The sequence below is a fragment of the uncultured Pontibacter sp. genome (genome assembly GCF_947495565.1).
Classification (GTDB): Bacteria; Bacteroidota; Bacteroidia; order Cytophagales; family Hymenobacteraceae; genus Pontibacter.
Genome location: NZ_CANLZM010000011.1, coordinates 39090 through 61813 on the forward strand (window position 1 = coordinate 39090; position 22724 = coordinate 61813).

At 47.5% G+C, this 22724-nt stretch carries 26 protein-coding genes; 14 read left to right on the forward strand and 12 right to left on the reverse strand.

What is annotated here, in order from left to right:
- Positions 1–29 precede the first annotated feature (29 nt).
- The 4 genes from Q1B04_RS14105 (at position 30) to rsmG (ending at position 2857) form a co-directional block, all read left to right on the forward strand.
- Positions 30–1133, forward strand: a complete 1104-nt coding sequence (locus Q1B04_RS14105; protein ID WP_299759830.1) for a glycosyltransferase — start codon at positions 30–32, stop codon at positions 1131–1133.
- Complete coding sequence (locus tag Q1B04_RS14110; RefSeq protein ID WP_299759832.1) at positions 1124–1732, forward strand: sigma-70 family RNA polymerase sigma factor; 609 nt, start codon at positions 1124–1126, stop codon at positions 1730–1732. Before Q1B04_RS14105 ends, Q1B04_RS14110 begins: the two co-directional genes overlap by 10 nt.
- 114 nt (positions 1733–1846) lie before the next feature.
- Positions 1847–2176 (forward strand): hypothetical protein, encoded by a 330-nt coding sequence (locus tag Q1B04_RS14115; protein ID WP_299759834.1) that lies wholly within the window; start codon positions 1847–1849, stop codon positions 2174–2176.
- Positions 2177–2215: 39 nt separating this feature from the next.
- Positions 2216–2857 (forward strand): 16S rRNA (guanine(527)-N(7))-methyltransferase RsmG, encoded by a 642-nt coding sequence (gene rsmG, locus Q1B04_RS14120; RefSeq protein ID WP_299759836.1) that lies wholly within the window; start codon positions 2216–2218, stop codon positions 2855–2857.
- 91 nt (positions 2858–2948) lie between these two features.
- On the opposite strand, the gene Q1B04_RS14125 is transcribed toward rsmG, so the two are convergent.
- Entirely contained in the window at positions 2949–3896 is a 948-nt protein-coding gene (locus Q1B04_RS14125) for an alpha/beta fold hydrolase (RefSeq protein WP_299759838.1), read from the reverse strand.
- Between the two features lie 132 nt (positions 3897–4028).
- Here Q1B04_RS14125 and Q1B04_RS14130 point away from each other — a divergent pair, with 132 nt between their 5' ends.
- Complete coding sequence (locus Q1B04_RS14130; protein ID WP_299759840.1) at positions 4029–4448, forward strand: hypothetical protein; 420 nt, start codon at positions 4029–4031, stop codon at positions 4446–4448.
- A gap of 125 nt (positions 4449–4573) precedes the next feature.
- On the opposite strand, the gene Q1B04_RS14135 is transcribed toward Q1B04_RS14130, so the two are convergent.
- The 3 genes from Q1B04_RS14135 to Q1B04_RS14145 all read right to left on the reverse strand — a co-directional run bounded on the left by Q1B04_RS14135 (position 4574) and on the right by Q1B04_RS14145 (position 7664).
- Positions 4574–5647 (reverse strand): cytochrome c peroxidase, encoded by a 1074-nt coding sequence (locus tag Q1B04_RS14135; protein ID WP_299759842.1) that lies wholly within the window; start codon positions 5645–5647, stop codon positions 4574–4576.
- A 146-nt stretch (positions 5648–5793) separates the two neighbouring features.
- Entirely contained in the window at positions 5794–6540 is a 747-nt protein-coding gene (locus tag Q1B04_RS14140) for an MbnP family protein (RefSeq protein WP_299759844.1), read from the reverse strand.
- 8 nt (positions 6541–6548) lie between these two features.
- Positions 6549–7664 (reverse strand): cytochrome c peroxidase, encoded by a 1116-nt coding sequence (locus Q1B04_RS14145; RefSeq protein ID WP_299759846.1) that lies wholly within the window; start codon positions 7662–7664, stop codon positions 6549–6551.
- A gap of 269 nt (positions 7665–7933) precedes the next feature.
- Between Q1B04_RS14145 and rpsT the strand changes: the two genes are divergently transcribed.
- Positions 7934–8191 carry a 30S ribosomal protein S20 gene (gene rpsT / locus Q1B04_RS14150; protein WP_299759848.1) on the forward strand — a complete coding sequence of 86 codons (258 nt, stop codon included), beginning with the start codon at positions 7934–7936 and terminating at the stop codon, positions 8189–8191.
- A 282-nt stretch (positions 8192–8473) separates the two neighbouring features.
- Here the strand turns inward: rpsT and pyk are convergent, their stop codons facing one another.
- A complete protein-coding gene (gene pyk / locus Q1B04_RS14155; protein WP_299759850.1) occupies positions 8474–9901 on the reverse strand; it encodes a pyruvate kinase in 1428 nt (475 codons plus the stop codon).
- 2 nt (positions 9902–9903) lie between these two features.
- Positions 9904–10332 (reverse strand): IPExxxVDY family protein, encoded by a 429-nt coding sequence (locus Q1B04_RS14160; RefSeq protein ID WP_299759852.1) that lies wholly within the window; start codon positions 10330–10332, stop codon positions 9904–9906.
- Between the two features lie 153 nt (positions 10333–10485).
- Between Q1B04_RS14160 and Q1B04_RS14165 the strand changes: the two genes are divergently transcribed.
- From Q1B04_RS14165 to nadE, 4 genes are all read left to right on the forward strand, one after another.
- The gene (locus tag Q1B04_RS14165; protein WP_018477241.1) at positions 10486–10722 is read left to right on the forward strand and encodes an acyl carrier protein; all 237 of its coding nucleotides are present in this window, start codon (positions 10486–10488) and stop codon (positions 10720–10722) included.
- A 58-nt stretch (positions 10723–10780) separates the two neighbouring features.
- Positions 10781–12034 (forward strand): beta-ketoacyl-ACP synthase II, encoded by a 1254-nt coding sequence (gene fabF, locus Q1B04_RS14170; RefSeq protein ID WP_299759859.1) that lies wholly within the window; start codon positions 10781–10783, stop codon positions 12032–12034.
- Positions 12034–12774: a ribonuclease III gene (gene rnc / locus Q1B04_RS14175; protein ID WP_299759862.1), complete on the forward strand. Its 741-nt coding sequence runs from the start codon at positions 12034–12036 to the stop codon at positions 12772–12774. Before fabF ends, rnc begins: the two co-directional genes overlap by 1 nt.
- Before the next feature lie 215 nt (positions 12775–12989).
- Positions 12990–14876, forward strand: coding sequence for an NAD(+) synthase (gene nadE, locus Q1B04_RS14180; RefSeq protein WP_299759864.1), 1887 nt, complete (start codon positions 12990–12992; stop codon positions 14874–14876).
- A gap of 39 nt (positions 14877–14915) precedes the next feature.
- Here the strand turns inward: nadE and Q1B04_RS14185 are convergent, their stop codons facing one another.
- Positions 14916–15248 carry an SdpI family protein gene (locus tag Q1B04_RS14185; RefSeq protein ID WP_299759866.1) on the reverse strand — a complete coding sequence of 111 codons (333 nt, stop codon included), beginning with the start codon at positions 15246–15248 and terminating at the stop codon, positions 14916–14918.
- A gap of 94 nt (positions 15249–15342) precedes the next feature.
- On the opposite strand from Q1B04_RS14185, the gene lgt reads away from it, so the two are divergent.
- Complete coding sequence (gene lgt, locus Q1B04_RS14190) at positions 15343–16182, forward strand: prolipoprotein diacylglyceryl transferase (protein WP_299759868.1); 840 nt, start codon at positions 15343–15345, stop codon at positions 16180–16182.
- 77 nt (positions 16183–16259) lie between these two features.
- Here lgt and Q1B04_RS14195 read toward each other — a convergent pair whose 3' ends face one another.
- A complete protein-coding gene (locus Q1B04_RS14195; protein WP_299759870.1) occupies positions 16260–17093 on the reverse strand; it encodes a hypothetical protein in 834 nt (277 codons plus the stop codon).
- A gap of 135 nt (positions 17094–17228) precedes the next feature.
- Between Q1B04_RS14195 and Q1B04_RS14200 the strand changes: the two genes are divergently transcribed.
- On the forward strand, positions 17229–17627 hold the full coding sequence (locus Q1B04_RS14200; protein WP_299759872.1) for a VOC family protein: 399 nt from the start codon (positions 17229–17231) through the stop codon (positions 17625–17627).
- A gap of 61 nt (positions 17628–17688) precedes the next feature.
- On the opposite strand, the gene Q1B04_RS14205 is transcribed toward Q1B04_RS14200, so the two are convergent.
- The 3 genes from Q1B04_RS14205 to cdd form a co-directional block, all read right to left on the reverse strand.
- Positions 17689–18513 (reverse strand): hypothetical protein, encoded by an 825-nt coding sequence (locus tag Q1B04_RS14205; protein WP_299759874.1) that lies wholly within the window; start codon positions 18511–18513, stop codon positions 17689–17691.
- A 111-nt stretch (positions 18514–18624) separates the two neighbouring features.
- The gene (locus tag Q1B04_RS14210; RefSeq protein WP_299759876.1) at positions 18625–19272 is read right to left on the reverse strand and encodes a phospholipase; all 648 of its coding nucleotides are present in this window, start codon (positions 19270–19272) and stop codon (positions 18625–18627) included.
- A gap of 177 nt (positions 19273–19449) precedes the next feature.
- Entirely contained in the window at positions 19450–19932 is a 483-nt protein-coding gene (cdd, locus tag Q1B04_RS14215) for a cytidine deaminase (RefSeq protein ID WP_299759878.1), read from the reverse strand.
- Positions 19933–20062: 130 nt separating this feature from the next.
- Here cdd and Q1B04_RS14220 point away from each other — a divergent pair, with 130 nt between their 5' ends.
- Both Q1B04_RS14220 and Q1B04_RS14225 read left to right on the forward strand, forming a co-directional pair.
- Positions 20063–21403, forward strand: a complete 1341-nt coding sequence (locus Q1B04_RS14220; RefSeq protein WP_299759880.1) for a saccharopine dehydrogenase C-terminal domain-containing protein — start codon at positions 20063–20065, stop codon at positions 21401–21403.
- A 9-nt stretch (positions 21404–21412) separates the two neighbouring features.
- Complete coding sequence (locus Q1B04_RS14225; RefSeq protein WP_299759882.1) at positions 21413–21799, forward strand: nuclear transport factor 2 family protein; 387 nt, start codon at positions 21413–21415, stop codon at positions 21797–21799.
- Positions 21800–21876: 77 nt separating this feature from the next.
- Here the strand turns inward: Q1B04_RS14225 and Q1B04_RS14230 are convergent, their stop codons facing one another.
- Complete coding sequence (locus Q1B04_RS14230; RefSeq protein WP_299759884.1) at positions 21877–22593, reverse strand: methyltransferase; 717 nt, start codon at positions 22591–22593, stop codon at positions 21877–21879.
- Positions 22594–22724 lie beyond the last annotated feature (131 nt).

Below are 22724 nucleotides of genomic sequence, written 5' to 3' on the forward strand. Positions count from 1 at the left end.
TTGTACAATCCGATAATCAACAGTTAAATTTGGTACCACTTATACTTCTTGGTGCGCTGGCTATATGTGTGCTGGTGCAGTTATACTTTGCCCTGTTTAGATTTTTGCCCTTTACCAAGCACCATGACCCGGAGCCGGACACGCTGCGGCCGGTGTCGGTTATTATTGCTGCGCATAACGAGCAGGATAACCTTTTTGAGCTGCTGCCTCAGTTGCTGGACCAGGACTACCCGGAGTTTGAAGTGCTGCTGGTAAACGACCGATCCGACGATGACACCGAGTTTTATACTTTTGAGCTGGAGCGCCAGTACCCGAACTTTAGGGTGGTAACCGTAAAAAAAACGCCGGACTACCTAAACCCGAAAAAATATGCGCTGGCTTTAGGCATACGTGCCGCCCGCTACGAGCACCTGCTTTTTACCGATGCAGACTGCCGCCCCTGCAGCCAGCACTGGATAAAAAAGATGCAGGCAGGCTACAAAAATGGCGCAGACGTGGTACTGGGCTATTCTCCGTATGTACATTTAAAAGGTTTTTTAAATCAGCTTATCCGCTTTGAAACCTTACTGACCGGAATTCAGTATTTGTCTCAAGCAAACGCAGGTCGCGCGTATATGGGCGTGGGCCGAAACTTATCTTATACTAAGTCTTGTTTCTTTAGAAACAAAGGGTTTGCATCTCATATCAAAACAACAGGCGGCGACGATGATCTTTTTGTACGCGATGCCGCCAACAATAGTAAGGTTAGTATTGTTATCGACAAGGAGGCGCAGACAGTCAGCATTCCCAAAAAGACGTTTCGGGAGTGGGTCGTTCAGAAACGAAGGCATTTGTCGGTAGGAGGGCGGTATAAAGCAGCGGATAGAAGAAGGATAGGGGCTTTTGTAGGATCAAATTTACTTTTTTACATACTTCTCGTAATTCTTCTTGTTCTAAATAGCCATTTCGCTATATTGGGGGCGCTTGTTGGCGTCCGTTACCTTGCGGTATTCCCAGTATACCTGGCGGCCGCCCGTAGACTAGACGATAAGATATCCTTGTTGATGATGCCCGTGCTGGACTTGGTTTACTATGTAAACTACCTGTTCCTTGGGATATCTGTGGTACTGTATAAACAATTCAGATGGAAGTAAACAAACAATTCTCTGCAAAAGCAAAGCACGATTTTAAGTTAATCCAGGCAGCAGTAGAAGAGAACGATGAGAAGGCATACGCCGAACTCATGAGCATATACAAAAAGCCTGTGTACCATGTAGTGCTGAAGATGGTGCGCAACGCTGACGATGCAGAGGACCTGACGATAGAGGCTTTTGCCAAGGCGTTTAAAAACCTGCACAAATTCAACCCGGAGTACGCTTTCAGTACCTGGCTTTTCCGTATCGCCACAAACAACTGCATCGATTTTATCCGTAAGAACAGGATCAAAACCATGAGCATCGACTCGGCCATTAAGATAGATAACGGCGACGAGATCACGATCGACTTTAAAGATAAGAACCTGAACCCGCAGGAGGAGGCGATCAAGAACCAGAAGATCGAGATTATGCAGTATGTGGTGGCCAAGCTGCCTGATAAATACCAGCGCCTGGTAACGCTGCGTTACTTTAACGAGTTGAGCTACGAGGAGATAGCAACTGAGCTGAACGCCCCGCTTGGCACCGTTAAAGCCCAACTGCACCGCGCCCGCGAGCTGCTCTATGACATGGTGAAAAACAAGAAGCACCTCATTTAATTGTTGGATAGTTGATTGTTAAATTGTCAAGATGGTAAACCACTGCTTCGTGAGTTTGCAGCCCAACAATCAACAACTAACAATAAACGATTTGTTAGATTAAGGTTAATTATATTGATTACGTTAGAAGCCCCTGTTGCCTTTGTGCGGCAGGGGTTTTGTACTTTTAGTGCCGATACCGTACTTATTTTATACTTTTGCAGTCGATACTTTACACATCAGCTAAAAGTGATTTCAGGAGACCGAGTATTGGAAAAGGTAGGGAAACTATACTTGCACTGGAGTTTGCGCAAACCAGAAAAGGTGCAGCGCGAGCTACAGGTAAAGTATGAGGGGCGCTACCGCAACGCCGGACTGATGCTGCTTTTCGACCTGCTGATGGCTTTGGCCGTAGCTGTTTTTGTAGCTATCGCCGCCGCTGCTCTATACTTTGTAGTGGCCTAGAAGTATAAACTCTAACTTTTTAACTTTCTAACGAAACATATGCCTCACTCTACCGCCATCCGTACTTTGCTTTCCGGTTACTTTCCTGAGCTAACCGAAGACCAGCTGCAGAAGTATGAGCAGATGGGAGAGCTGTACCAGGAGTGGAACCAGAAAATTAACGTGATCTCTCGCAAAGATACGGACCAGATAGGCGTGCACCACATTTTGCACTCGCTGGGCATTGGCAAGGTGGTGCAGTTTCCGGAGAATACTTCGGTGATGGACGTGGGAACTGGCGGAGGCTTGCCGGGCTTGCCGCTGGCGGTTATGTTTCCGGAGGTAAAGTTTCACCTGGTAGACTCTATCGGTAAGAAAATACACGTGGTAAACGAGATTGCCCGTGAGCTGCATTTACATAACGTAACAGCCTCTCATACCCGCGCTGAGCAGGTGCGCGATAAGTATGACTTTGTGGTTAGCCGCGCCGTTACCCGTCTTGCTAACTTCTGGCCGTGGGTGATGAACAGTTTCAAGAAAACCGGCTTAGAAACCGAAGGCTTATACTACCTGAAAGGCGGCGACCTGCAGGAAGAACTGGCGGAGTCCGGGCTTATAACCCAAACGCATGATCTGAAAGACTACTTTAACGAAGAATTTTTTGAGACTAAAAAAGTGGTCTACGTACCCCTGAAAAAGTAACAGAGCTTATTGAATGATTTTTTCGCCCCTTGCCTTGGTTAGGGGCGTTTTAATTTTCTCTCACATAGTACATAAGCCGGTAAAGTCCATTTTAAGCCCCTCCCAATATAAACCGCAGTGCCCGCTCCTCGGAGTAATAACGGTCTTTCCTGAAATCCTCTGTGAAACCAACATGGCCGCCATCATCTGGCATTTCCAAATATAAGCAGGAGTTTCGCTTAGCCTCCTCTATCGGAAAGCACTCTTCTGACAAGAAAGGGTCATTTTTGGCATTTACGAGAAGTGTCGGTATTTTAACGTTGTTCAGAAACTGTTTTGAGCTGACACGGGCATAGTACTCTTCTGCATCTTTAAAGCCGTGAATCGGGGCGGTGTAGCGGTCGTCAAACTCAGGGAAAGACCAGAACAGGCTATAGTCGGTTAGGTCTAAATCGTTCGGGTACATCTGCCGCTTTTGCTCCAACTTCTCGCCCAGCGTTTTGAGAAAGCGCTGCGTGTATATCCTGGAAATTTTCTGGGCAGAGCCTTTCAAATCTACTGGCGTAGAAAAAACCGAGGCCCGCTTTACCTGCTCCGGCGCAAGGCCCTCGCCAAGGTACTTTAACGTAATGTTGCCGCCTGCGCTAAAACCAATCAGGTACACGTTTTTGTATTTGCCTGTAGCCAGTGCATGCTGTATAACAAAATCCAGGTCGTCGGAGGCGCCCAGGTGGTAGGAGCGGAGCAGTTTGTTTGGCTCCCCGCTGCAACTGCGGTAATTCCAAGCCAGCGCATCCACCCCTTGCGCGTTAAAAGCCTTTACCATGCCTGTAATGTATGGCCTGCCGGAGTCGCCCTCCAGCCCGTGAGACAGCACCAGCAGTGAGTCTGAGCCAACAGTAGACCAGTCTATATCAATAAAATCATCATCAGGGGTAAGCAAACGCTCGCGTTCATATTCCACGCCCTCCACTTGCCTGAATAAGCCGGGAATGATGGTTTGCAGGTGTCCGTTGAAAAGATAAAAGGGTGCCCTATGTTTTGAAGGTAATAGTGGCATGGTAGTAAGAACTTATACTTGTGTATTCTTAAATACGATAAAACCGTGAAAAATGTCTATACCTACGGTGTTATATATCAATATCATATTTTCGTACGTATAAACAGCTAAACTATTAATAAGATTAGAACTATGGAAATTACATCAAAGTTTAAAACTATAGGATTGGCTTTAGCATTAGGTTCTTTTATGTTTGCCTGTAGTCAGGAAACGCAGAATGAGACCAATGAAGAAGTAAATGAGGTGCAAACCGAAATGAGTGATGCCAACATGGAGGCAAGGTCTTCTTACGATGAGTTCGATGCCTGGGTAACCACAAATACTGAACGTGCAGAGGCGGTAACTGAAGATGAGTACCGTGAGATGCGCACCGAATACAGACGCCGCGAAGCCGAGTTAGAAGCCGAATCTGCCAACTGGGATGAGGAAACCCGCCGTGAGTGGGAAGAAACCAAAGCCGAATGGAATGATTTTGAAAACAAAGTACAGGAGCGTCTGGGTGAGATAGATGACGTAGACGTGGATGTAGACGTAAACCGTGAAAATAACTAGCACCTTGTGCTGTAATCTTTAAAAATAAAAAGCCGGGGCGCTGTAGTTTAACTGCAGCGCCCCGGCTTTTTATGGTTTTACCTGATGGTGAACGATGGGAAAGTATATTTTGGGTCTGCCTTCCATTAATAAGGGTTGGATAAGGCCTTGTTTTGCACAAAATCCTCGTCTGTTAGGGTGTTCAGAAACAGGATAATCTTCTTTTTCTCTTCTTGTGTGATGGGGATGCCCAGATTGCCGTTCTGCTGCAGCTCCGGTGCCAGCGAGACTGACCAGGTTACGCCTGTGCGGTAATGATCCAAAACTTCTTCCAGCGTAGCAAAGCGACCGTCGTGCATGTAGGGTGCCGTTAGCTGGATGTTGCGCAACGTGGGAGTTTTATACTTGCCGATATCCTGCTGTTGCCGCGAAATGCGCCCTCGCCCAAAAGCCAGCGCTTCAAAATCTTCTGAATAAGTGCTGTCTAAACCGTTGTTATGGTAGCTATTGTCGGTGAAAAAATCTGTGGCGTGGCAGGAGGCGCAGTGCTGCTTGAATAAGGCCATACCTTGTAGCTCCTGCTCCGCCAGATGGCCCCCGCTCTCGCCGCGCACATACTTGTCGTATCGGGAGTTGGCGGAGATCAGGGTGCGCTGAAACTGCGCCAGCGCCTGCGCTACACGTGCCGACGTAATGGTGTCGGTGCCAAATGCCAGCCGGAACTGCTTTCGGTATTTCTCCTGGCTTTGCAGCTCCAAAACCAGCTCCTTTAAGTTCTGCCCCATTTCGTCAGGGTGGGTTAGCGGCCCAAACGCCAACGATTCAATATCTTTTGCCCCGCCATCCCAAAACAAACCTTTCATCCATGCCAAGTTAATCAGAGCTGGCGCATGCCTCTTCAACTGCTTGCCGGATACACCTATACTTGTCAGGGCTTCTCCATCTGAGAAAGCTTTGTCTTGTTGATGGCAGCTGGCGCAGGAAAGCTCGTTGTTAGCTGACAGTACAGGATCGTAGAAGAGCATGCGGCCCAAAGTTACACCCTCCTCCGTAAACGGGTTGTGCTCCGGGTAAGGTACGGCTGTTGCTAAGTTGCCCGGCACTACAGGGCTAAAGCGCTTGGCTTGTGGCGCAGGTGCTTCGGCATCAGGCTCATTGCAGGCAGGCAATAGCAGCATGCTTATACTTGCAATTGTTATGTAGCGCAGCAGGTGCATCATCTTATTTCATAACCTAGATGAGTGTAACAAGAGCAAATAGTTTACTTTATGTGCGGAAGATGCAGGAGGCAACTATATATACTTTATAACGTGAAATGAACGCTAAGTCAGGAGGAGCATAGGCGACAAAAGTATTTTTCCGAAACTTACTGCTTTACTTCCGTAATTTTCAGGAAGCCGTTGCTGTAGTTCTCTGCCATCATACTTGGGCCGGCACCATGGCCTCCGGAGTTCATCACATCGAAATCAATCAGGTTTGGCCCCTGAAACATTTCATTAACATCTGCCTGCAGCATTAGCTCCGGGTTAGTTTGTTTACGGAGGTCGATGGGCTGGGGAAGGTCCAAGGTTATAGTTTTGAAGTTGGCATCTCCACCTATATGAAACACCAGAAAACCGCTTTTGGTATCTCCTGTATAACTGCCCATCAGCGAAACAAACTTATAGCCCGTGTCCCAATCCCAAACCATTTCATTGCTCGGGTCCAGGTCTCCTTCCTGGTCGGTGGAGTGGTTGTGCGCCTCGTCCACGCCAATGGATAGCTCTATTTGGTTGTAAGTGTTTGCAGGAACATCTAGCAGCTCGAAAGCTAATTTGCCGTCCTGGCTAATCAGGTGGTAGCTTTCAGGCTCTATATAAACAGTTTGGCCGTTGCTGCCGATAAGCTTTACGTTGCTGATGTAGTACTTAAGGTCACTGACAGTGTAGGTGTCGCCTGCTGGGCTGGTATAGGTAGCATCGTTCAACTGTAGAGGTTCTGACCCTACTATGTGCTGAATGTTAACCTGTACTGTGCCCGCTTCTGGTACCTCATCATCGTCGTCGGAGCAGGCGGCTAGAAAAGGAAATGCCAACAGCAGCAATATAAATTTAAAAATTGTCGTCTTCTTCATGAAAGGTTTTATTTGAAAGGGTCTGAGAATTTTGGGTTAGCGATAAAGGTGGAATCGGTGAGGGTATGCAGAAAAGCTATGATTTTGCGCTTCTCTTCTTGGGTGATCAATAATGTTTTGCCGCCTACCTCGTTAGTGGCCTCAATAATCAACGGTGATAGATGAGGACTGTTATACTTGATGTGCTCATTATAATGGTCCAGCACTTCTTCTAGTGTGTTAAAGCGGCCGTCGTGCATGTAAGGTGCGGTGAGGGCGATGTTTCGGAGGGAAGGCACCTTGAACTTGCCGTTATCCACTTCTCTTCCTGTTACAGCTCCGTAACCCAAATCTGTCAATGTCTCGTCCAAGCCGTTGTTCTGCATCGTACGCATAGACAGCAGCGTGCCGCCGTGGCAGTCGCCGCAGTTGCCTCCGCGCAGGGCAATGCCAGGCTCCGGATGTGTCATAAACAGTTTCATGCCTTCCTGCTCATCCGGGGTAAGGGCCTGCTCTCCTGCCAGGTAGCGGTCGTAGCGGGAGTCGGCGGAGATGAGCGTGCGCTGAAACTGCGCCAGCGCCTTCAGTATATTAGCCTCCGTTATAGTATCGGAGCCGAAAGCCTTCCGGAACATAGGCGGGTAAAGCGCTGTGTTCTGCAGTTTTTTTACGCCTTCAGCCAGTGGCTGGTGCAATTCCACCTCACTCTCGATCGGAATCCGGGCCTGCTCTTCAAGTGTTAAAGCGCTGCCATCCCAGTTATAGTTAAAAAACCAAAGCAGGTTGGCCAACGACATGGCGTTGCGCCGGTGCTGATTGCCGTCTATGCCAACTGCCAGCGCCTTCCCGTCCGTAAAAGCCTTCTCCTGCTGGTGGCAGCTGCCGCACGACATCGTGTTGTTGCCAGACAGCCTCTTCTCATAAAACAGGTGCCTTCCGAGTTCCACGCCATCTTTCGTCATGGGGTTGTCTTCAAAACGAGGATAGTTGTTGGTAAAAGTCTTTGGCAACTGCAGGGTGTATGGGGTAGGGTTAAATGGGTCAACAGGTTTCGGATCCTCTTCAGCAGCATTTTGGGAGCATGCAAAAAAGAGCAGGGTAAGAGGCAGCAGTAAAATTCTTCGGGAAGTATAGAAAGTATGCATGACTTCTTCTATCGGGTTTCTTTTGCTAAAAGTTTCAGGTAAACAGCATCTATTGATCTTTATTTGCTGCAGGTGGCGGCACAGTATAGTAGTACGCTTGCAAAACAGTAAGGCAATAGTAGGTTAAAGTCACTGAATTTGTTAACTTTGGAAATAAGTTACAAACCGAAATATTTTTGACAGAGGTGTTTTGGAAATTAATGCTAAAGGGTTTACCTTTGCAAACTCATTCAGAAAAAGCATCAGAAGATTTAATATTATAGAATAACATGGCTAACCATAAGTCGGCACTAAAGAGAATCAGAGCGAACAACGCTAAACGTCTTCGTAACAGATACCAGGCGAAAACTACTCGTACTTTCATCAAAAAGCTGAGAAATACAACTGACAAGGCCGAGGCGCAGGAGCTGTACAAGACAGTTTCTTCTATGCTTGACCGTCTGGCTAAGAAAAACATCATCCACAAAAACAAAGCGGCTAACAACAAGTCTAAATTGGCTAAGTTGGTTAACAGTATCGCTGCCTAGTTTTAAGGGAATCATACTTGGCAAAAGCCCTGCACACACAGTGCAGGGCTTTTGTGTTTGTGCCTACCTCTGAGTTAAAATACAATAGATAGTTGAGTGATTACTTTGCTTTATACTTGTTGCAATCAAAAGTAGCCTTTGCCTGCAAGTATAAACTGCCGCGCCAGAAAAATCTTGTAGCTTAAAACTTATACTTTGCTGCCAGCTAATCAGTAGCTTCAGATACAAAAAAAAGCGCCTGAAACCGAGGTTCCAGGCGCTTCGTCATTCTAGTAAGTATATTTAAGCGATACTCAACTTGATCATATTCGTGCGTTTCTGCTCATTTATAGGCATGCTAGCCGTGTTGATGAACACATCGCCTTTCTGTAGATAGCCTTCGTCAAGCAGCGTCTGCTTAATGTCTGCAATCGTATTGTCAGTAGACTCAAACTTGTTGTAGTAGAAGCCGCGTACGCCCCAAACCAGGTTCAGGGTATTTAATAGGCGGTGGTTTTCGGTAAAAACGAAAATGTGCGCCTGTGGGCGATACTTGGCCAGTTGGAAAGCTGTGTACCCGGACTTCGTCATGCCGATGATAGCCTTGGCGTTTGTGTCGCGGGCCAGGTTGCAGGCGTTCGCAACCAGAATGTCACTGAAGAACGTGTCGGCAGACGGGTTAGGCTGATATACTTTGTTAAATACCTCTGGGTGCTCCTCTACTGTACGGATGGTAAGCGTCATGCTGTTGATCGTCTCTACAGGGTAGGCTCCCACAGCGGTCTCTGCGCTAAGCATCAGGCAGTGCGCGCCGTCTATCACGGCGTTGGCCACGTCATTGGTCTCAGCACGGGTAGGGCGTGGGTTCACGATCATACTTTCCATCATTTGCGTAGCAACGATAACCGGCTTGGCAGCTATGTTACATTTGTCGATCAGCATTTTCTGGATCATCGGTACTTTTTCCATGCCAACCTCAACGCCCAAATCGCCACGAGCCACCATAATAGCGTCTGTCGCTTCAATTATCTCATCGATATTTTCGATAGCCTCCGGTTTTTCGATTTTGGCTATCACACGTGTGTCTTTGCCTCGCTCGCTAATAATGCGTTTGATCTCATGGATATCCTCCACCTTACGCACAAAAGACAGCGCCACCCATTCCACATCGTTGTCAAGGCCGAAATGCAGGTCCTTCACATCTTTCTCCGTCAGAGATGGGGCAGATACTCTGGTGTTAGGCAGGTTGATGCCTTTTCGGGGCTTTACAATGCCGCCGTATTTTACCTGCGCCTCTACCTCGTTCTTCTTATCGGTTTTGGTTACGATCACCTCCAGCTTGCCGTCATCTAACAGGATAGAATCGCCTGGGTTTACATCTTTTGCCAATTCAGTGTAGCTGGTAGCCAACTGGTCTGGCGTACTTAAAGAGCCATCGCAAACAATTTTAATAAACTGCCCTTCCCTGATCTCTACACCTCCGTTCTCTACTTCGCCAACTCTGATCTTTGGGCCCTGCAAATCCTGAACCAGGCAGATGTTGGTGTTATGCTTGCTGTTGATCTCGCGCACACGGTCAATTACTTTTTTGTGCTCTTCGTAAGCGCCATGCGAGAAATTGAGACGAAATGCATTCACGCCTTCCTTAACAAGGGCCAACAGGCGCTCAGGGGAGTCAGAGGCTGGCCCTACTGTAGCCAGAACTTTAGTTTTATTAAATGTAACTTCCATACTTAGAAAATCAGGTTCTCCTTAAATTTTAAAGTGAGCGGGTCAAATTGTTTTACATATTGCACCAACGGAACACGCAGAAGTTTCTGGATAATTTCCTGTGGGTGCAGCTGCTGCATTGCCCCGGTTATTTGTAATAAAAAATCATACTCTTTAATGTCTGGCAGCAAAAAAGGTTTTTTCAGGGTGGGGCTGCCAAGCGCTCTGTTGCGGAATAACCGCACCTCGCAATGCTCTGTAACCTGCTGGAAATTAGAGATAAGCAGGCGACCTTTGCCTGCCAGATCATAACATAAATCCCGCTGTTTGGCCAGGTCCAGGCCCAGTAACCTGTTCAGCGCCCACGCTAACTTATAGTCTTTTGCCGACGTAACCAAACCGTAAAGTTCAAAGCTATAGTCATACTCTATGTGAAGGCGGTGCGTTTTCATAAAAAAGATTGAAACGCTAAATTAACAAGCGCTGTCTGTAAATGGGAGCGTAAGGTATAAAACTTTTGTTACGTTGCGAATAGAGTAATTTTTTTTGACATTGTCTGTTAAAAGCTATTTCTTTGCACAGTGTTTTAATTAACTATAAGAAAAATGTCAGAAATCGCAGAAAAAGTAAAAGCTATCATCATCGATAAGCTTGGTGTTGAAGAGTCAGAGGTTACTCCGGAGGCAAGCTTCACAAACGACCTTGGCGCTGATTCACTGGATACAGTTGAGCTTATCATGGAATTCGAAAAAGAATTCAACGTATCTATTCCAGATGATCAGGCTGAAAACATTGCTACTGTAGGTCAGGCTGTAAGCTACCTGGAAGAGCACGCGAAGTAATATAACCTTCCTTTAGTTTATCTAGAATTTCTACTATCTATCCCTCTACTAACAGCTTATGGAGCTTAAGAGAGTCGTAGTTACTGGGCTAGGCGCACTCACGCCACTTGGAAATACTGTTTCAGAGTACTGGAACGGCTTAGTCAATGGTGTGAGTGGCGCTGCACCTATCACACGCTTTGATGCGAGTAAGTTTAAGACCCAGTTTGCCTGTGAGGTAAAAGGATATGATCCGGGGAATTATTTTGACCGGAAAGAGGCTCGCAAAATGGACCTTTTTTCGCAGTTTGCGATGGTGGTGGCCGATGAGGCCGTTGCCGATGCAAATCTGATCGAAGGGAGCTATGACCCAGACCGTATAGGCGTCATCTGGGGGTCTGGCATTGGAGGGCTCCGCACCTTCCAGGAAGAGTGTGTGAACTTCGCCAACGGCGACGGCACCCCACGCTTCAATCCTTTCTTCATTCCTAAGATGATCGCCGACATCAGTGCCGGCCACATCTCTATCAAGCATGGCTTCCGCGGGCCTAACTTCGTAACTGTTTCCGCTTGTGCCTCTGCTACAAACGCCATCATCGACTCGTTTAACTATATCCGCTTGGGTATGGCTGACGCGATTGTGACAGGCGGTTCCGAGGCTGCCGTAACAGAAGCCGGTATAGGTGGTTTTAATGCCCTGAAAGCCCTTTCTGAGCGTAACGACTCCCCTGAAACCGCCTCCCGCCCGTTTGATGCTGACCGTGATGGTTTTGTATTAGGCGAAGGTGCAGGTGCGCTGATTCTGGAAGAGTATGAGCACGCCAAAGCACGAGGCGCTAAGATTTATGCTGAGATTATCGGTGGCGGTATGTCTGCCGATGCTTATCATATCACGGCTCCTCACCCTGGAGGCTTAGGCGCTTTAAACGTTATGAAAAACGTGTTGCGCGATGCCAATATCAAACCGGAAGAAGTTGATTATATCAACGTACACGGTACATCTACTCCACTTGGTGATATCAGCGAGGTAAAAGCGATAGAATCTGTTTTTGGTGAGCACGCATACAACCTGAATATCAGCTCAACTAAATCTATGACTGGCCATTTGCTAGGTGCCGCAGGTGCCATAGAGGCTATTGCTTCTATCATGGCTGTTCGTAACAACATGGTTCCACCAACCATCAACCATTTCACGGACGATGCAAGCATCGACAACCGCTTGAACTTTACCTTTAACAAGGCGCAGGAGCGTGAGGTGAAAGTTGCCCTGAGCAACACGTTTGGCTTCGGTGGACATAATACCTCTGTTATATTCCGTCAATACAACGATTAGTGTTTGGGCCTTTAAAACCAGTTCGGCGCGCTTACCACAGGCTATTTAATAAAGATAAAGCATTAGTACGGTCGCTTGCTGGTATTATTGGCAGTACACCCGATAACCTGCGTCTGTACAAGCTCGCCCTCACGCATACTTCTTTTGCCAGGCAAACCTCTGCCGGCAAGCATGAAACAAACGAGCGCCTGGAATTTTTGGGCGATGCCGTGCTTGGTGCTGTAGTGGCTGAACTCCTGTTTAAGAAGTTTCCATATGAAGACGAGGGTTTTCTGACGGAGATACGCTCGCGCATCGTAAATCGGGAGTCGCTGAACCATATTGCCCTTAAAATTGGCTTAAATTTGCTCGTAAAGGTGGACAGCTCCGGCCATAGTATGCGCCATAAATCAGTGAACGGCAACGCGCTGGAAGCACTGGTAGGGGCAATCTATCTGGATAAAGGCTATAACACCACCCGCCAGTTTATACTTGGCAAGCTCGTAAAACCGCATGTAGACCTGCACCAACTGGTAAACACTACGGCTAACTTCAAGAGCAAGCTGATTGAGTGGGCACAGGGGCAGAACCTGGAAATACGTTTCGATATCATCAAACGTAAGCAGCAGGGAAATACCACTGAGTTTACCTCCGAAGTATACATCGATGAAAAACCTATCGCCATTGGCGTAGGCCTCTCTAAGAAAAAAGCCGACCAGGCAGCCGCCGAAAAAGGGCTGGACTTCCTGAACATCACCTAATTGGTGCTTATTGATTGCTGATTTTTGGCTGTAAAGTATACTTTGCAGCCTTTATTACTTTGTACCTATTATATTTAAACAGAGGCAAAAAGGTTTTACGTGCTTTATAGTTTGCAGAATGGCGAAGTAGGCATAGCTGCGTAACAGCAAGCAGCGATTTAACAATTCAGCAATTAGGCTTAACTTGCCTTGGTATACATGCGTTATAACCTCCTATGGAAGAAACTAGACTAATGTTGGCCGCCGCCGCCCTAAACCAGACACCTATGGACTGGGCCGGAAACCTGCAAAACATACAAACGGCCATATCAGAGGCAAAACAAAACAATACAAACATCCTGCTACTGCCCGAGCTTTGCATTACCGGCTATGGCTGCGAAGACATGTTCCTGAGCCCCTGGCTATCGGAGATGGCTTTTGACCAGCTGCTGAAGGTAAAAGAGTGGTGCGAAGGCATTACTGTGGCCATAGGCTTACCTATTTTCCTGAATCAAAGCATTTATAACACGGCCTGCGTCATCAAGAACAAAGAGATTATTGGCTTTACGGCGAAACAGTTTCTGGCCAACGACGGTGTGCATTACGAGCCGCGCTGGTTCACTCCCTGGCCAGCCCACGAGGTGCAGGAGTTTGAAAGGCTGGGGCAGAAGTATAAAATCGGTGATATTATATATGAGGAACAGGGCGTAAATTACGCTTTCGAGATTTGTGAGGATGCCTGGCGACCAAACAGACCGGCGGAGCGCCACATGCCAAAGGGTGTGCAGCTGATCCTGAACCCGAGCGCCAGCCACTTTGCCCTGAGCAAAACCGATGTGCGCTACAGGCTGGTAGTGGATGCATCTAAAAAGTACCAGTGCGCTTACATGTACGCCAACTTGCTGGGCAACGAAGCCGGCAAAATGATTTATGACGGAGAGGTACTGATTGCTCAAAACGGAAAGCTGATCCGCAGAAATGAGCTCCTGTGCTTTAAGGATGTGGATATGGAGTGCGCGGAAGTGTGCTTCTCGGCACAACCTGAGATAGCCGAAGTAATTGAGTACCTGCCGCCGATTGATGAAAACAAGGAGCTGATTGCGGCGCTCAGCCTGGCCCTGTTCGATTATATGCGCAAGAGCCGCAGCCGAGGCTTTGTGCTTTCACTGAGCGGAGGAGCCGATTCTTCTTTGTGTGCCGTGGCAGTGGCTGAGATGGTACGCAGAGGTGTTGAGAGCCTGGGTTTGGAGGCGTTTGTAGAGAAGGCCCTGTTCTTTTCGGGTGAGGACAAAGCCGGTTTAGCACAGCTGCCGCAGGAAGATGCACGGAAAGCAATTGTGAACCGCATGCTGACCTGTGCCTACCAGGGAACGGTAAACTCTTCGGATAACACCTACATTTCTGCCAAAGAGCTGGCCGATTCTATCGGTGCTACTTTCTATAACTGGACGATTGATGCAGAGGTGCAGGGTTATACTTCAAAAATTGAGCACGCCCTGGCCCGTGAGCTAACCTGGGCTCAAGACGACATCACACTGCAAAACATACAGGCAAGGGTGCGCGCACCCGCCATTTGGATGCTGGCCAATATAAAATATGCGCTGCTAATGGCTACCTCTAACCGCAGCGAAGCCTCGGTTGGCTATGCCACCATGGATGGCGACACGGCAGGCAGCATTTCTCCGATTGCAGGTATAGACAAGGCTTTTATCCGGCAGTTTCTGGTGTGGGCGCAACAGGAGTTGGGTTACACAGGACTGCAATACGTGAACAACCTGCAACCAAGCGCTGAGTTGCGGCCATCGGAAGAGGAGCAGACCGACGAGAAAGACCTAATGCCGTACGAAGTGCTGAACATGATCGAGCGACTGGCTTTTCATGACCGTTACTCACCGGAGGAAGTATACGATATCCTGCTGGAGCAGAAAGTTGCCACCCCGGATCTGCTGAAGTTGTGGATCACGAAATTCTACAGCCTCTGGAGCCGTAACCAATGGAAACGCGAGCGCTATGCCCCGGCTTTCCACCTGGATGATTATAATGTAGACCCACGCAGTTGGCTGCGCTTCCCGATACTTAGCGGAGGCTTTAAAGAAGAACTGCAGCGGATGCAGAATAAATAGTGTAAAGGCGCTGCCACATCAGGCAGCGCCTTTTTTGCATCACCACTTTCCATACTTCCGCTTCAGGTGCTCGTTGGTAATTACAATACTAACCATAAAGAGCGGAAGCATCAGGCCCACCAGCACAAGTATACTTACCGGAAAAATCAGGAACAGAAAGAGGAGCCAACCTGCAAGCGCAGAAACGAAACCAATCCCGATCAGCACCTTCGCATAATAGCGGTTCGCCTCGTGCCAGTTTTCCAGGTTGCGCATAGAGTAGTGCGTCCGGAAACCATAAAACCAGTTAATTTGCTTCGGCGGCCGTGTTTTTATCAAAAGCCCGATGAGCAGCACCAGCAAGCCGGGCAAAAGGTGTAAGAACAGCATCATCTAAAGTATAAACTAGGTGGCATGTTGGTAGTGCGGCATCTTCCGTTTTTTCGGTGGCCTATTTATCTTAACTTTGTATGATAGCATCACTTGTATGAACTTATTGAACTACATTACCTGGAACGTTGATCCAGAAATCTTCAGCATCGGCCCGCTCAGTATCCGTTGGTATGGACTGCTGTTTGCATTGGGCTTTATCATTGGGCAGCGCATCCTCACTAAAATATACGTAGCCGAAGGCCGCACAGAGGGCGATGTGGACGTAATCACGATTTACATGATTATCGGTACGGTGGTGGGCGCACGCCTTGGCCATACTTTATTCTATTCTCCGGAGTATTACCTGAGCAACCCGGTAGAGATTTTAAAGATATGGGAAGGCGGCTTGGCCAGCCACGGAGCTACTATAGGTATACTTTTCGCGCTGTGGCTTTTCAGCCGTAAGCAGAAGTTTGATTATATGTGGGTGCTGGACCGCATCGTTATTGTGGTGGCGCTCGGCGGTGCCTTAATCCGTTTAGGCAACCTGATGAACTCTGAGATTATCGGGCACCAGACAACCGTACCTTGGGCATTTATGTTTGAGCGCTTAGGCGAGAACCCGACTGTGCCGCGCCATCCAACGCAGCTATACGAATCGCTGAGTGTGTTTATGCTGTTTGTGCTGCTTTACTGGCTCTGGAACAAGTATAGAAGTGCCCTGCCGAAAGGCCTGTTGTTCGGTATATTCGTAACGGCGCTGTTTACCTTCCGCTTCTTTGTGGAGTTCCTGAAAGAGGACCAGGTGGCGAAAGAGGCAACAATGGCCTTGAATATCGGGCAGATTCTGAGCATTCCGCTTATACTTATAGGCTTGTTTATTCTGTTTAAAGTATGGCAGAACCCGCATCCGGCTTTGCCGGGCGGCAAGCCCAAGGAAAGAAGCAAAGTATAAGTAAAATAAAAGCTCAAAAAAAGCATCCCCTTTTGCCGCACAGCAGGAGGGGATGCTTTTTTTTAAGTCTATTATGTCTATAAAGTATAACGGTATAAATTGCCGCCCTCGCTGGTGATGATCACAACTCCATCATCCTCAAAAGCCACTGCTTCAGTCTGTCCTGTGCCTTTGAGAGCGCGCTTTTCATACTTGCCTTTGTAAAAAGTTTCAACGCTACTGAAGCCCTGGAACAGATGCAGGGCCTCTTCACTTAACAAGGCCACGGTTTTGCCGTTCGGGCTGATGGCGGCGCTAGTTATCTGCGCTTTTAGCTGGTGGCTGCCTATGAGTTTAGCTTTATACGTGCCGGCTCTATCAGGTACCTGGTATACTTTAGCGGTCTGGCCAAGGCCTCGGTCTTTAGAAATAATGTACAAGTTGCCACCGCTCCAGAAAAGGGCTTCGGAGTCAAAGTTTCGTTCTTTTTTCTTGGGAGGATATTTTTTCTGGTCTTCGTAGGTAAAGCGGATAGCCTGCACCTGCTCCGGCTCCTGAAGGTTAACTTTGTACACGGCAAGCTCACGACGTTTGTTATCGTTATTGCCTGTGTCGGCTATATAAATATTGCCTTCCGTATCACGTGTCAGGTCTTCCCAATCTACGTTAGGCACTTTCAGTTTGATGGTTTCCTGTAGCTTGCCCTTATTATCCAGCTTGTACAGGTTGGCGTTGTTGCCGGCGTCGTTGTGCGTCAGGTACTCTCCTGTAGCCAGTACGGCCACACCAGAGCTTTCGCTTACCTCATTCGGAAGCGAGGCCAAATGCTCCATTTTAGCAGGGCCTGACGGAGCATCTCCAAAAAGGGCATCCCGGAAAAAGAAAGTAGCAAACCCAATGAGCGCTACAAAAAGTACAGTAATTCGTATCATTAGCTTCATGCAGTGTAGTAGTACAGTGCTTGTATAAACGAGAAGTGCCCGCACACGTTAAGACAAAAAAGTATAAAAAGTCCTGTTATTTAATATAGGTCAAATCTACGTGACAGTCTACAACAGCTAAAGAGGATGGATATTAAAAAAATAAAGGAAACTTGCCTGTATGTACAGAACCTGGATGCCAGCAAAGATTTTTACCACAACAAGCTGGGGTTTAAGGTAATTGGCGAAGTGGCGGGGCGTCACGTATTCTTCAGGGCGGGCGCTTCGGTGCTGCTTTGCTTTAACCCCGAAGCATCAAAAGAGAGCAAAAACCTGCCGCCGCACTTTGGCTCCGGGCAACTGCATCTGGCCTTTGAGGTGGAGCAGCAGCAGTACGAACCCTGGAAGCAGAAGGTGCAAGACCTTGGCATTGCCATAGAGCAGGAGTTTGACTGGGGCGGCGGCTTCCTATCGTTCTACTTCCGCGATCCGGACGAGCACCTGCTGGAGGTAGTAATGGAGGGAATGTGGGAAAGGGGAGGGTAAGACAATAAAATGTTACACCATAGCCTATTAGGGAGTGTATTTTGTTTCTGTTAATGTATAATTACTTTCTAAAATAGGTGATTTTTCTTGTCACAGCAGACTGCTTACGTTGCTTATTTTTACTTTCTACCTGTACGTGTCTTTCTGTCCAATTTTTACTGCTATCATATTTATATGTATGTATATAGAATGCCTTATTATCTTGAGAAGATGTTGGCCAAACATGTTTAGTTAGATCACCATTTGAATTCGAAAGATTCAGAGAAGTATCAATGTTGCTAAATTTAATTTCTTGGAAAACTAAATCACCCGTTGAGTTGAATATTTTGTGAATGTATTTGTAGTTGTCTTGATAATCAGCAGTCTCATAAGAATCTAATTCTCCGTTAGAGTTGTAAAGCTGAAGCTGAGTTGGCCGCCCAAGTGCATCATATTCATACTTTGCAAATCTCAAGAGGTTATTATTAGCATCAAAATGCCTTTCTGTATCTCTATTGTTACCAACATACTCGAAAGTATAAGTTTCTTTTTGCCATCCGATTAAAGGAACTTTTGATTCAATTACATTTTTAGTTCGTCTATTTAAGCTATCAAATTCATATATGAACCGAGCCTTTAGCTCCTTGTCCTTATAATATTCCCCTTGAATGTTGTAAGGGTCTATGAAGTTATAAACCCATTTTTCCTTATATGACTGACCATTAGAGTAGTAACCCTTCTTATCAGCAACAATTCTTTTAATTTCCCCATTTCTAGACTCATGAAAATTCTCCAATTTATAAATATTCATCCAAAACGAAGGAATTGACTGCCCACAAACATTCAAAGTAAGACTTCCAAAAAGAATTAGAATAAGAAGAGATCCCTTTACGTTTATGCTTTCCATTTGATTTATTTTCAATTTTTGAGCTGAAATTACAGTTGATAGTTACTAAACATAAATCAACAAAAGCAGCCAAACTAGTTATATCTTCTTCTATTTAAAACTGCAGTTCACCTACAACTCTCCATCCACCAACTCTAAAATTTCAGGATGCAAAGTATGGCTGCCCTCAAAAGTATAAACCTGAGGCTCAATGCCAAGTTCCTGCATCAGCTGCTGTTTGCGCTGAAGGGCTTCAGGAGTGATAAATTCGTCTTGAGTGCCGTAGACCATGGCAACAGGCAGGTTGTTAAAAGCAGCTTTCCCGGCGGCAAAGTCAATATCTTCAGGGAAGGAGGCGGCCCAGAGGATGAGGCGGTGCACTGGCACTTGCTGCGTGGCAAGCCAGCGGCTAACGGTAGCGCCGCCCTGCGAGAAGCCAAGCACGGTAATACGTACGTTCCGGGGTAGTTGCCGGAGCTGTTCCTGCAGGAGCAGGTTGAGGTAATTGGCCTGGTCGTTTATTTCGGAGAGGCGGTCTTCTTTGGTCATCCAGGTGGCGCCAACACGGCCCGAAAACCTCTCCAGGTAAAACCGCGACAGCGCCTCCGGTGCCACCACCAGCGTATGGCCGTCATCCAGCACACTGAAGTGCCGCAGAAAGAAACGCGCCAACTGCCCATAGCCGTGGCACACGATCCAAAGGTCTTTTATACTTTCAGAAGGCATACCTAAAGTATAAAAGCGAGCGGTGCGGGGTACAGTCAGGTTATGTTCAGTCATAGGAACGTAAGTTAATAAAGCCGTTGTGTTTGCACAAATTCAACTCTTGCCTACGTCCTACAAGTATGGCTTGCTGAGTTAAAAACGCAATACCATATCAAGGCACGGGTTACAAACCCGCGCCAGCGAAAAGTGCAGGAAGCAGCAGTTTATTTAACTTTCTAACTCCTAAACTTCCTACAAGTGTTCTTTATTGAACTGGAAAGGCAGCAGGTCGGCTACAGATTTAAAACGGTAGAACTTGCCATCTAAGGCCTGCAGCAGCACCGGTATCGGCTTTTGCTGCTTGTACTCGTACTCGGCCATTACCTGGCGGCAGGCACCGCAGGGCATAGCCGGTAAGAAATCCTTTTCCTGGCGGCGGCGCGCCGTTACAGCCAATAACTTTATTTTAGCTTTAGGGTGATGGGCGCTTAAGGCGAAAAGTGCGGTACGCTCAGCGCAAAGGCCCGAAGGATAAGCCGCGTTCTCTTGGTTACTTCCCTTAAACATGGTGCCGTCTTCCAGCACTAAAGCTGCCCCAACTAAAAAGTTAGAGTACGGGGCATAAGCATCGTTGGCGGCCTCCTGGGCAACTTGTATAGCCTGGCGCTCCTCAGCTGTTAACTCCTGCGGCTCCAGCACATCAACACTTATTTGTACTTTCAGTTCACTTGCCATTTTATTACAAGTAGGTTCAAAAATTAGAAAAGGGCTATAAATTTAAACTAATATTCTGATAAATCCATACTTAGTGTTTGCCTTGCCAAAGGTAATTTCTAACTTAAGACAAAACCCACTAACCCATACTATGAAAAAGATTTTGGTACTAGGCGCAGGCCGCTCGGCTTCATCGCTCATAAAATATCTCTTCGATAATGCCACTGCCGAGAACTGGCACATAACCATCGGCGACATTTCTGTTACACACCTGCAGCCGCTCGTGGAGCCTATTTCTTTTGCTGATACCATTACTTTTAATGTGCACAACGCAGAGCAGCGGGCAAAGGAGGTGGCAAAAGCCGACCTGGTGATTTCGCTGTTGCCGGCCATTTTCCATATAGAGGTGGCAAAAGAATGCCTGAAGCAGCAGAAGCACCTGATTACCGCCAGCTACGTGTCTTCCGATTTTCTGGCACTGCATGCGGAGGCGCAAAAGAAGAACCTGACCATTATAATGGAAGCCGGCCTCGATCCGGGCATAGATCATATGTCTGCCATGCGCATTATCGGAAGTATAAAATCGAATGGCGGAAAGCTTACTTCTTTTAAATCCTACACAGGCGGGTTGGTAGCCCCAGAATCAGATAACAACCCCTGGAACTATAAGTTTACCTGGAACCCGCGCAACGTGGTGCTGGCAGGGCAGGGCACAGCCAAATACATCAAAAAAGGCCAGTACAAGTATATCCCGTACCACAAATTATTTAAGCGCACCGACGAATTTTATGTAGAAGGCTTTGGTCATTTTGAGGGGTATGCCAACCGCGACTCCCTGAGCTACCGCGAGCCTTACGGCCTGCTCAATATCCCAACTATGCTGCGGGGCACGCTGCGCCGCAAAGGCTTTTGCGAGGCTTGGGACGTGTTTGTGCAGCTCGGCCTCACCGACGACAGCTACACCCTGGATGGCTCTGAGCGTATGACACACCGCACTTTTGTAGAATCATTTCTGCCTCCAGCGGCCTCGCCGAGCCAAAGCATGGCCGAGCGTGTTAGTTTATACTTAGGTATACCTTTAGAGGGCGTGGTGATGCAAAAACTGGAGTGGCTGGAGCTGTTCGAAGATACCCCTGTAGGGATAGAAGCTGCCACACCTGCACAAGTGCTGGAAAAAATCCTGAAACAAAAGTTATCGCTGGCCCCCGGCGACAAAGACATGATTGTGATGCAGCACCTGTTTGAGTATGAGCTTAACGGCGAGCAGCACGAAATTAGCTCTACGCTGGCTGCTCTTGGCGAAGACGAAGTACAAACCGCTATGGCCAAAACCGTTGGCTTGCCGGTAGGCATATTGGCCAAACTGCTGTTGCAGGGCAAAATAACGCATCGGGGCATCGTCATACCAATTCATCCGGAACTGTACGAGCCTGTGCTGGCAGAGCTGGAGGAACACGGAATTGTATTTGTGGAGACAGAGCGGGCGCTTTAAAAGTATGAGATGAGTAACGAAACGCAAAAAAGACAGATAATAGAAAACTACGTAATAGCCTACAACGCTTTTGATGTAGCTGGCATGAGCAAGCACATGCACCCGGATGTAGTTTTTGAGAACATCTCTGACGGCATCACAAACCTCAGGATTCTGGGTATTTCTGCTTTTAAACAACAGGCCGAGGCCGCTGCCGAATACTTTCTGGAAAGGGAGCAGCAGGTTAAAAGTATAAATTTCAACGATGATGTGGCAGAAGCGGAGATTAATTACAGCGGCATTGTGGCAATGGATTTGCCCAACGGAATGAAAGCCGGAGACAAACTAACCCTATCCGGCAAATCAATCTTTTACTTTGAAGGCGATAAAATTAGTAAGCTGCAGGATATCAGCTGACTTCTGCATAATCCTTCAGCGTGAAAGAAGCTTGCAATGCCGGAAGGTGCTGGCGAGTGCTTTGCCCAACAAGGCGCTTACAAGATGAGGTAATAGGCCTGTAGCAAGTCTGCAAAGTCAGAAGTATAGGTTGCCTTGTCTTCTTCTCTGATGAAAAACTCCTTGGTAACGGGTGCTGCAACAGGGGCAAAAGCATACGCCTGGATGTGGCGGATGCATTTACCGCCGTGGTAAGTATACACCTGCAGCACCTCCTGCAAGTATAAATCAGAGGCTAAGGCCAGTTTGGCAAAGTATAATGCTTCGGGGGGAGGTAGCAGCAAGTATAACTTCCCTTGCTCCGTCAGCTGTTGCTGGGCAAAGTATAAAATATCCTCAAACAGCAGTTCTCCAATATGCTTTGCTGTATTTTTGGCAGCATCCGGCGATTTTAGGGAGCTTAAGAAGAAAGGCGGGTTAGAAAGTATAACATCATACTTTGGGCGCTTCTGCCTGGCAAATTCCTGCAGGCTTATGGGGTGCAGGTGCAGTCGTGCTTGCCAGGGGCTGGCGGCAAAATTCTCCTGCGCCTGAAGCTGCGCCTCCGGGTTAATTTCCACGGCATCTATACTTGCCGCGCTCCGCTGTGCCACCATCAGCGAGAGCAGCCCGCTGCCAGTGCCAATATCCAGTATCCGCTGCGCCTCTTTTACGGCAACATGAGCCCCAAACACGCAGGAGTCGGTGCAAACCTTCATGGCGCACTTGTCCTGCTCCACCCGGAACTGCTTAAATTGGAAGTAGGTGTTGGGCATGGGAGGTTGATTTTGGATGAGTGATTGGTCTAAAGTATAACGTAACGCTATCGCTTCAAAAGCATTTTAGTAGCAAGCCGCGGCTTCAATAAAAATCTCCTGACTGTTCAGGTGTGCCACCTCTAGAGGTA

What these genes read in the sequence shown, in the direction of transcription:
- Q1B04_RS14125 (WP_299759838.1), bottom strand. Translation starts at nt 3,896, where the DNA reads ATGCCACTATTACCTTCAAAACATAGGGCACCCTTTTATCTTTTCAAC.
- Q1B04_RS14210 (WP_299759876.1), bottom strand. Translation starts at nt 19,272, where the DNA reads ATGACTGAACATAACCTGACTGTACCCCGCACCGCTCGCTTTTATACT.
- Q1B04_RS14195 (WP_299759870.1), bottom strand. Translation starts at nt 17,093, where the DNA reads ATGATACGAATTACTGTACTTTTTGTAGCGCTCATTGGGTTTGCTACT.
- Q1B04_RS14140 (WP_299759844.1), bottom strand. Translation starts at nt 6,540, where the DNA reads ATGAAGAAGACGACAATTTTTAAATTTATATTGCTGCTGTTGGCATTT.
- pyk (WP_299759850.1), bottom strand. Translation starts at nt 9,901, where the DNA reads ATGGAAGTTACATTTAATAAAACTAAAGTTCTGGCTACAGTAGGGCCA.
- Q1B04_RS14230 (WP_299759884.1), bottom strand. Translation starts at nt 22,593, where the DNA reads ATGCCCAACACCTACTTCCAATTTAAGCAGTTCCGGGTGGAGCAGGAC.
- Q1B04_RS14110 (WP_299759832.1), top strand. Translation starts at nt 1,124, where the DNA reads ATGGAAGTAAACAAACAATTCTCTGCAAAAGCAAAGCACGATTTTAAG.
- Q1B04_RS14165 (WP_018477241.1), top strand. Translation starts at nt 10,486, where the DNA reads ATGTCAGAAATCGCAGAAAAAGTAAAAGCTATCATCATCGATAAGCTT.
- Q1B04_RS14225 (WP_299759882.1), top strand. Translation starts at nt 21,413, where the DNA reads ATGAGTAACGAAACGCAAAAAAGACAGATAATAGAAAACTACGTAATA.
- rpsT (WP_299759848.1), top strand. Translation starts at nt 7,934, where the DNA reads ATGGCTAACCATAAGTCGGCACTAAAGAGAATCAGAGCGAACAACGCT.
- Q1B04_RS14220 (WP_299759880.1), top strand. Translation starts at nt 20,063, where the DNA reads ATGAAAAAGATTTTGGTACTAGGCGCAGGCCGCTCGGCTTCATCGCTC.
- Q1B04_RS14145 (WP_299759846.1), bottom strand. Translation starts at nt 7,664, where the DNA reads ATGCATACTTTCTATACTTCCCGAAGAATTTTACTGCTGCCTCTTACC.
- cdd (WP_299759878.1), bottom strand. Translation starts at nt 19,932, where the DNA reads ATGGCAAGTGAACTGAAAGTACAAATAAGTGTTGATGTGCTGGAGCCG.
- nadE (WP_299759864.1), top strand. Translation starts at nt 12,990, where the DNA reads ATGGAAGAAACTAGACTAATGTTGGCCGCCGCCGCCCTAAACCAGACA.
- Q1B04_RS14135 (WP_299759842.1), bottom strand. Translation starts at nt 5,647, where the DNA reads ATGATGCACCTGCTGCGCTACATAACAATTGCAAGTATAAGCATGCTG.
- fabF (WP_299759859.1), top strand. Translation starts at nt 10,781, where the DNA reads ATGGAGCTTAAGAGAGTCGTAGTTACTGGGCTAGGCGCACTCACGCCA.
- Q1B04_RS14200 (WP_299759872.1), top strand. Translation starts at nt 17,229, where the DNA reads ATGGATATTAAAAAAATAAAGGAAACTTGCCTGTATGTACAGAACCTG.
- Q1B04_RS14185 (WP_299759866.1), bottom strand. Translation starts at nt 15,248, where the DNA reads ATGATGCTGTTCTTACACCTTTTGCCCGGCTTGCTGGTGCTGCTCATC.
- rsmG (WP_299759836.1), top strand. Translation starts at nt 2,216, where the DNA reads ATGCCTCACTCTACCGCCATCCGTACTTTGCTTTCCGGTTACTTTCCT.
- Q1B04_RS14205 (WP_299759874.1), bottom strand. Translation starts at nt 18,513, where the DNA reads ATGGAAAGCATAAACGTAAAGGGATCTCTTCTTATTCTAATTCTTTTT.
- Q1B04_RS14130 (WP_299759840.1), top strand. Translation starts at nt 4,029, where the DNA reads ATGGAAATTACATCAAAGTTTAAAACTATAGGATTGGCTTTAGCATTA.
- Q1B04_RS14160 (WP_299759852.1), bottom strand. Translation starts at nt 10,332, where the DNA reads ATGAAAACGCACCGCCTTCACATAGAGTATGACTATAGCTTTGAACTT.
- lgt (WP_299759868.1), top strand. Translation starts at nt 15,343, where the DNA reads ATGAACTTATTGAACTACATTACCTGGAACGTTGATCCAGAAATCTTC.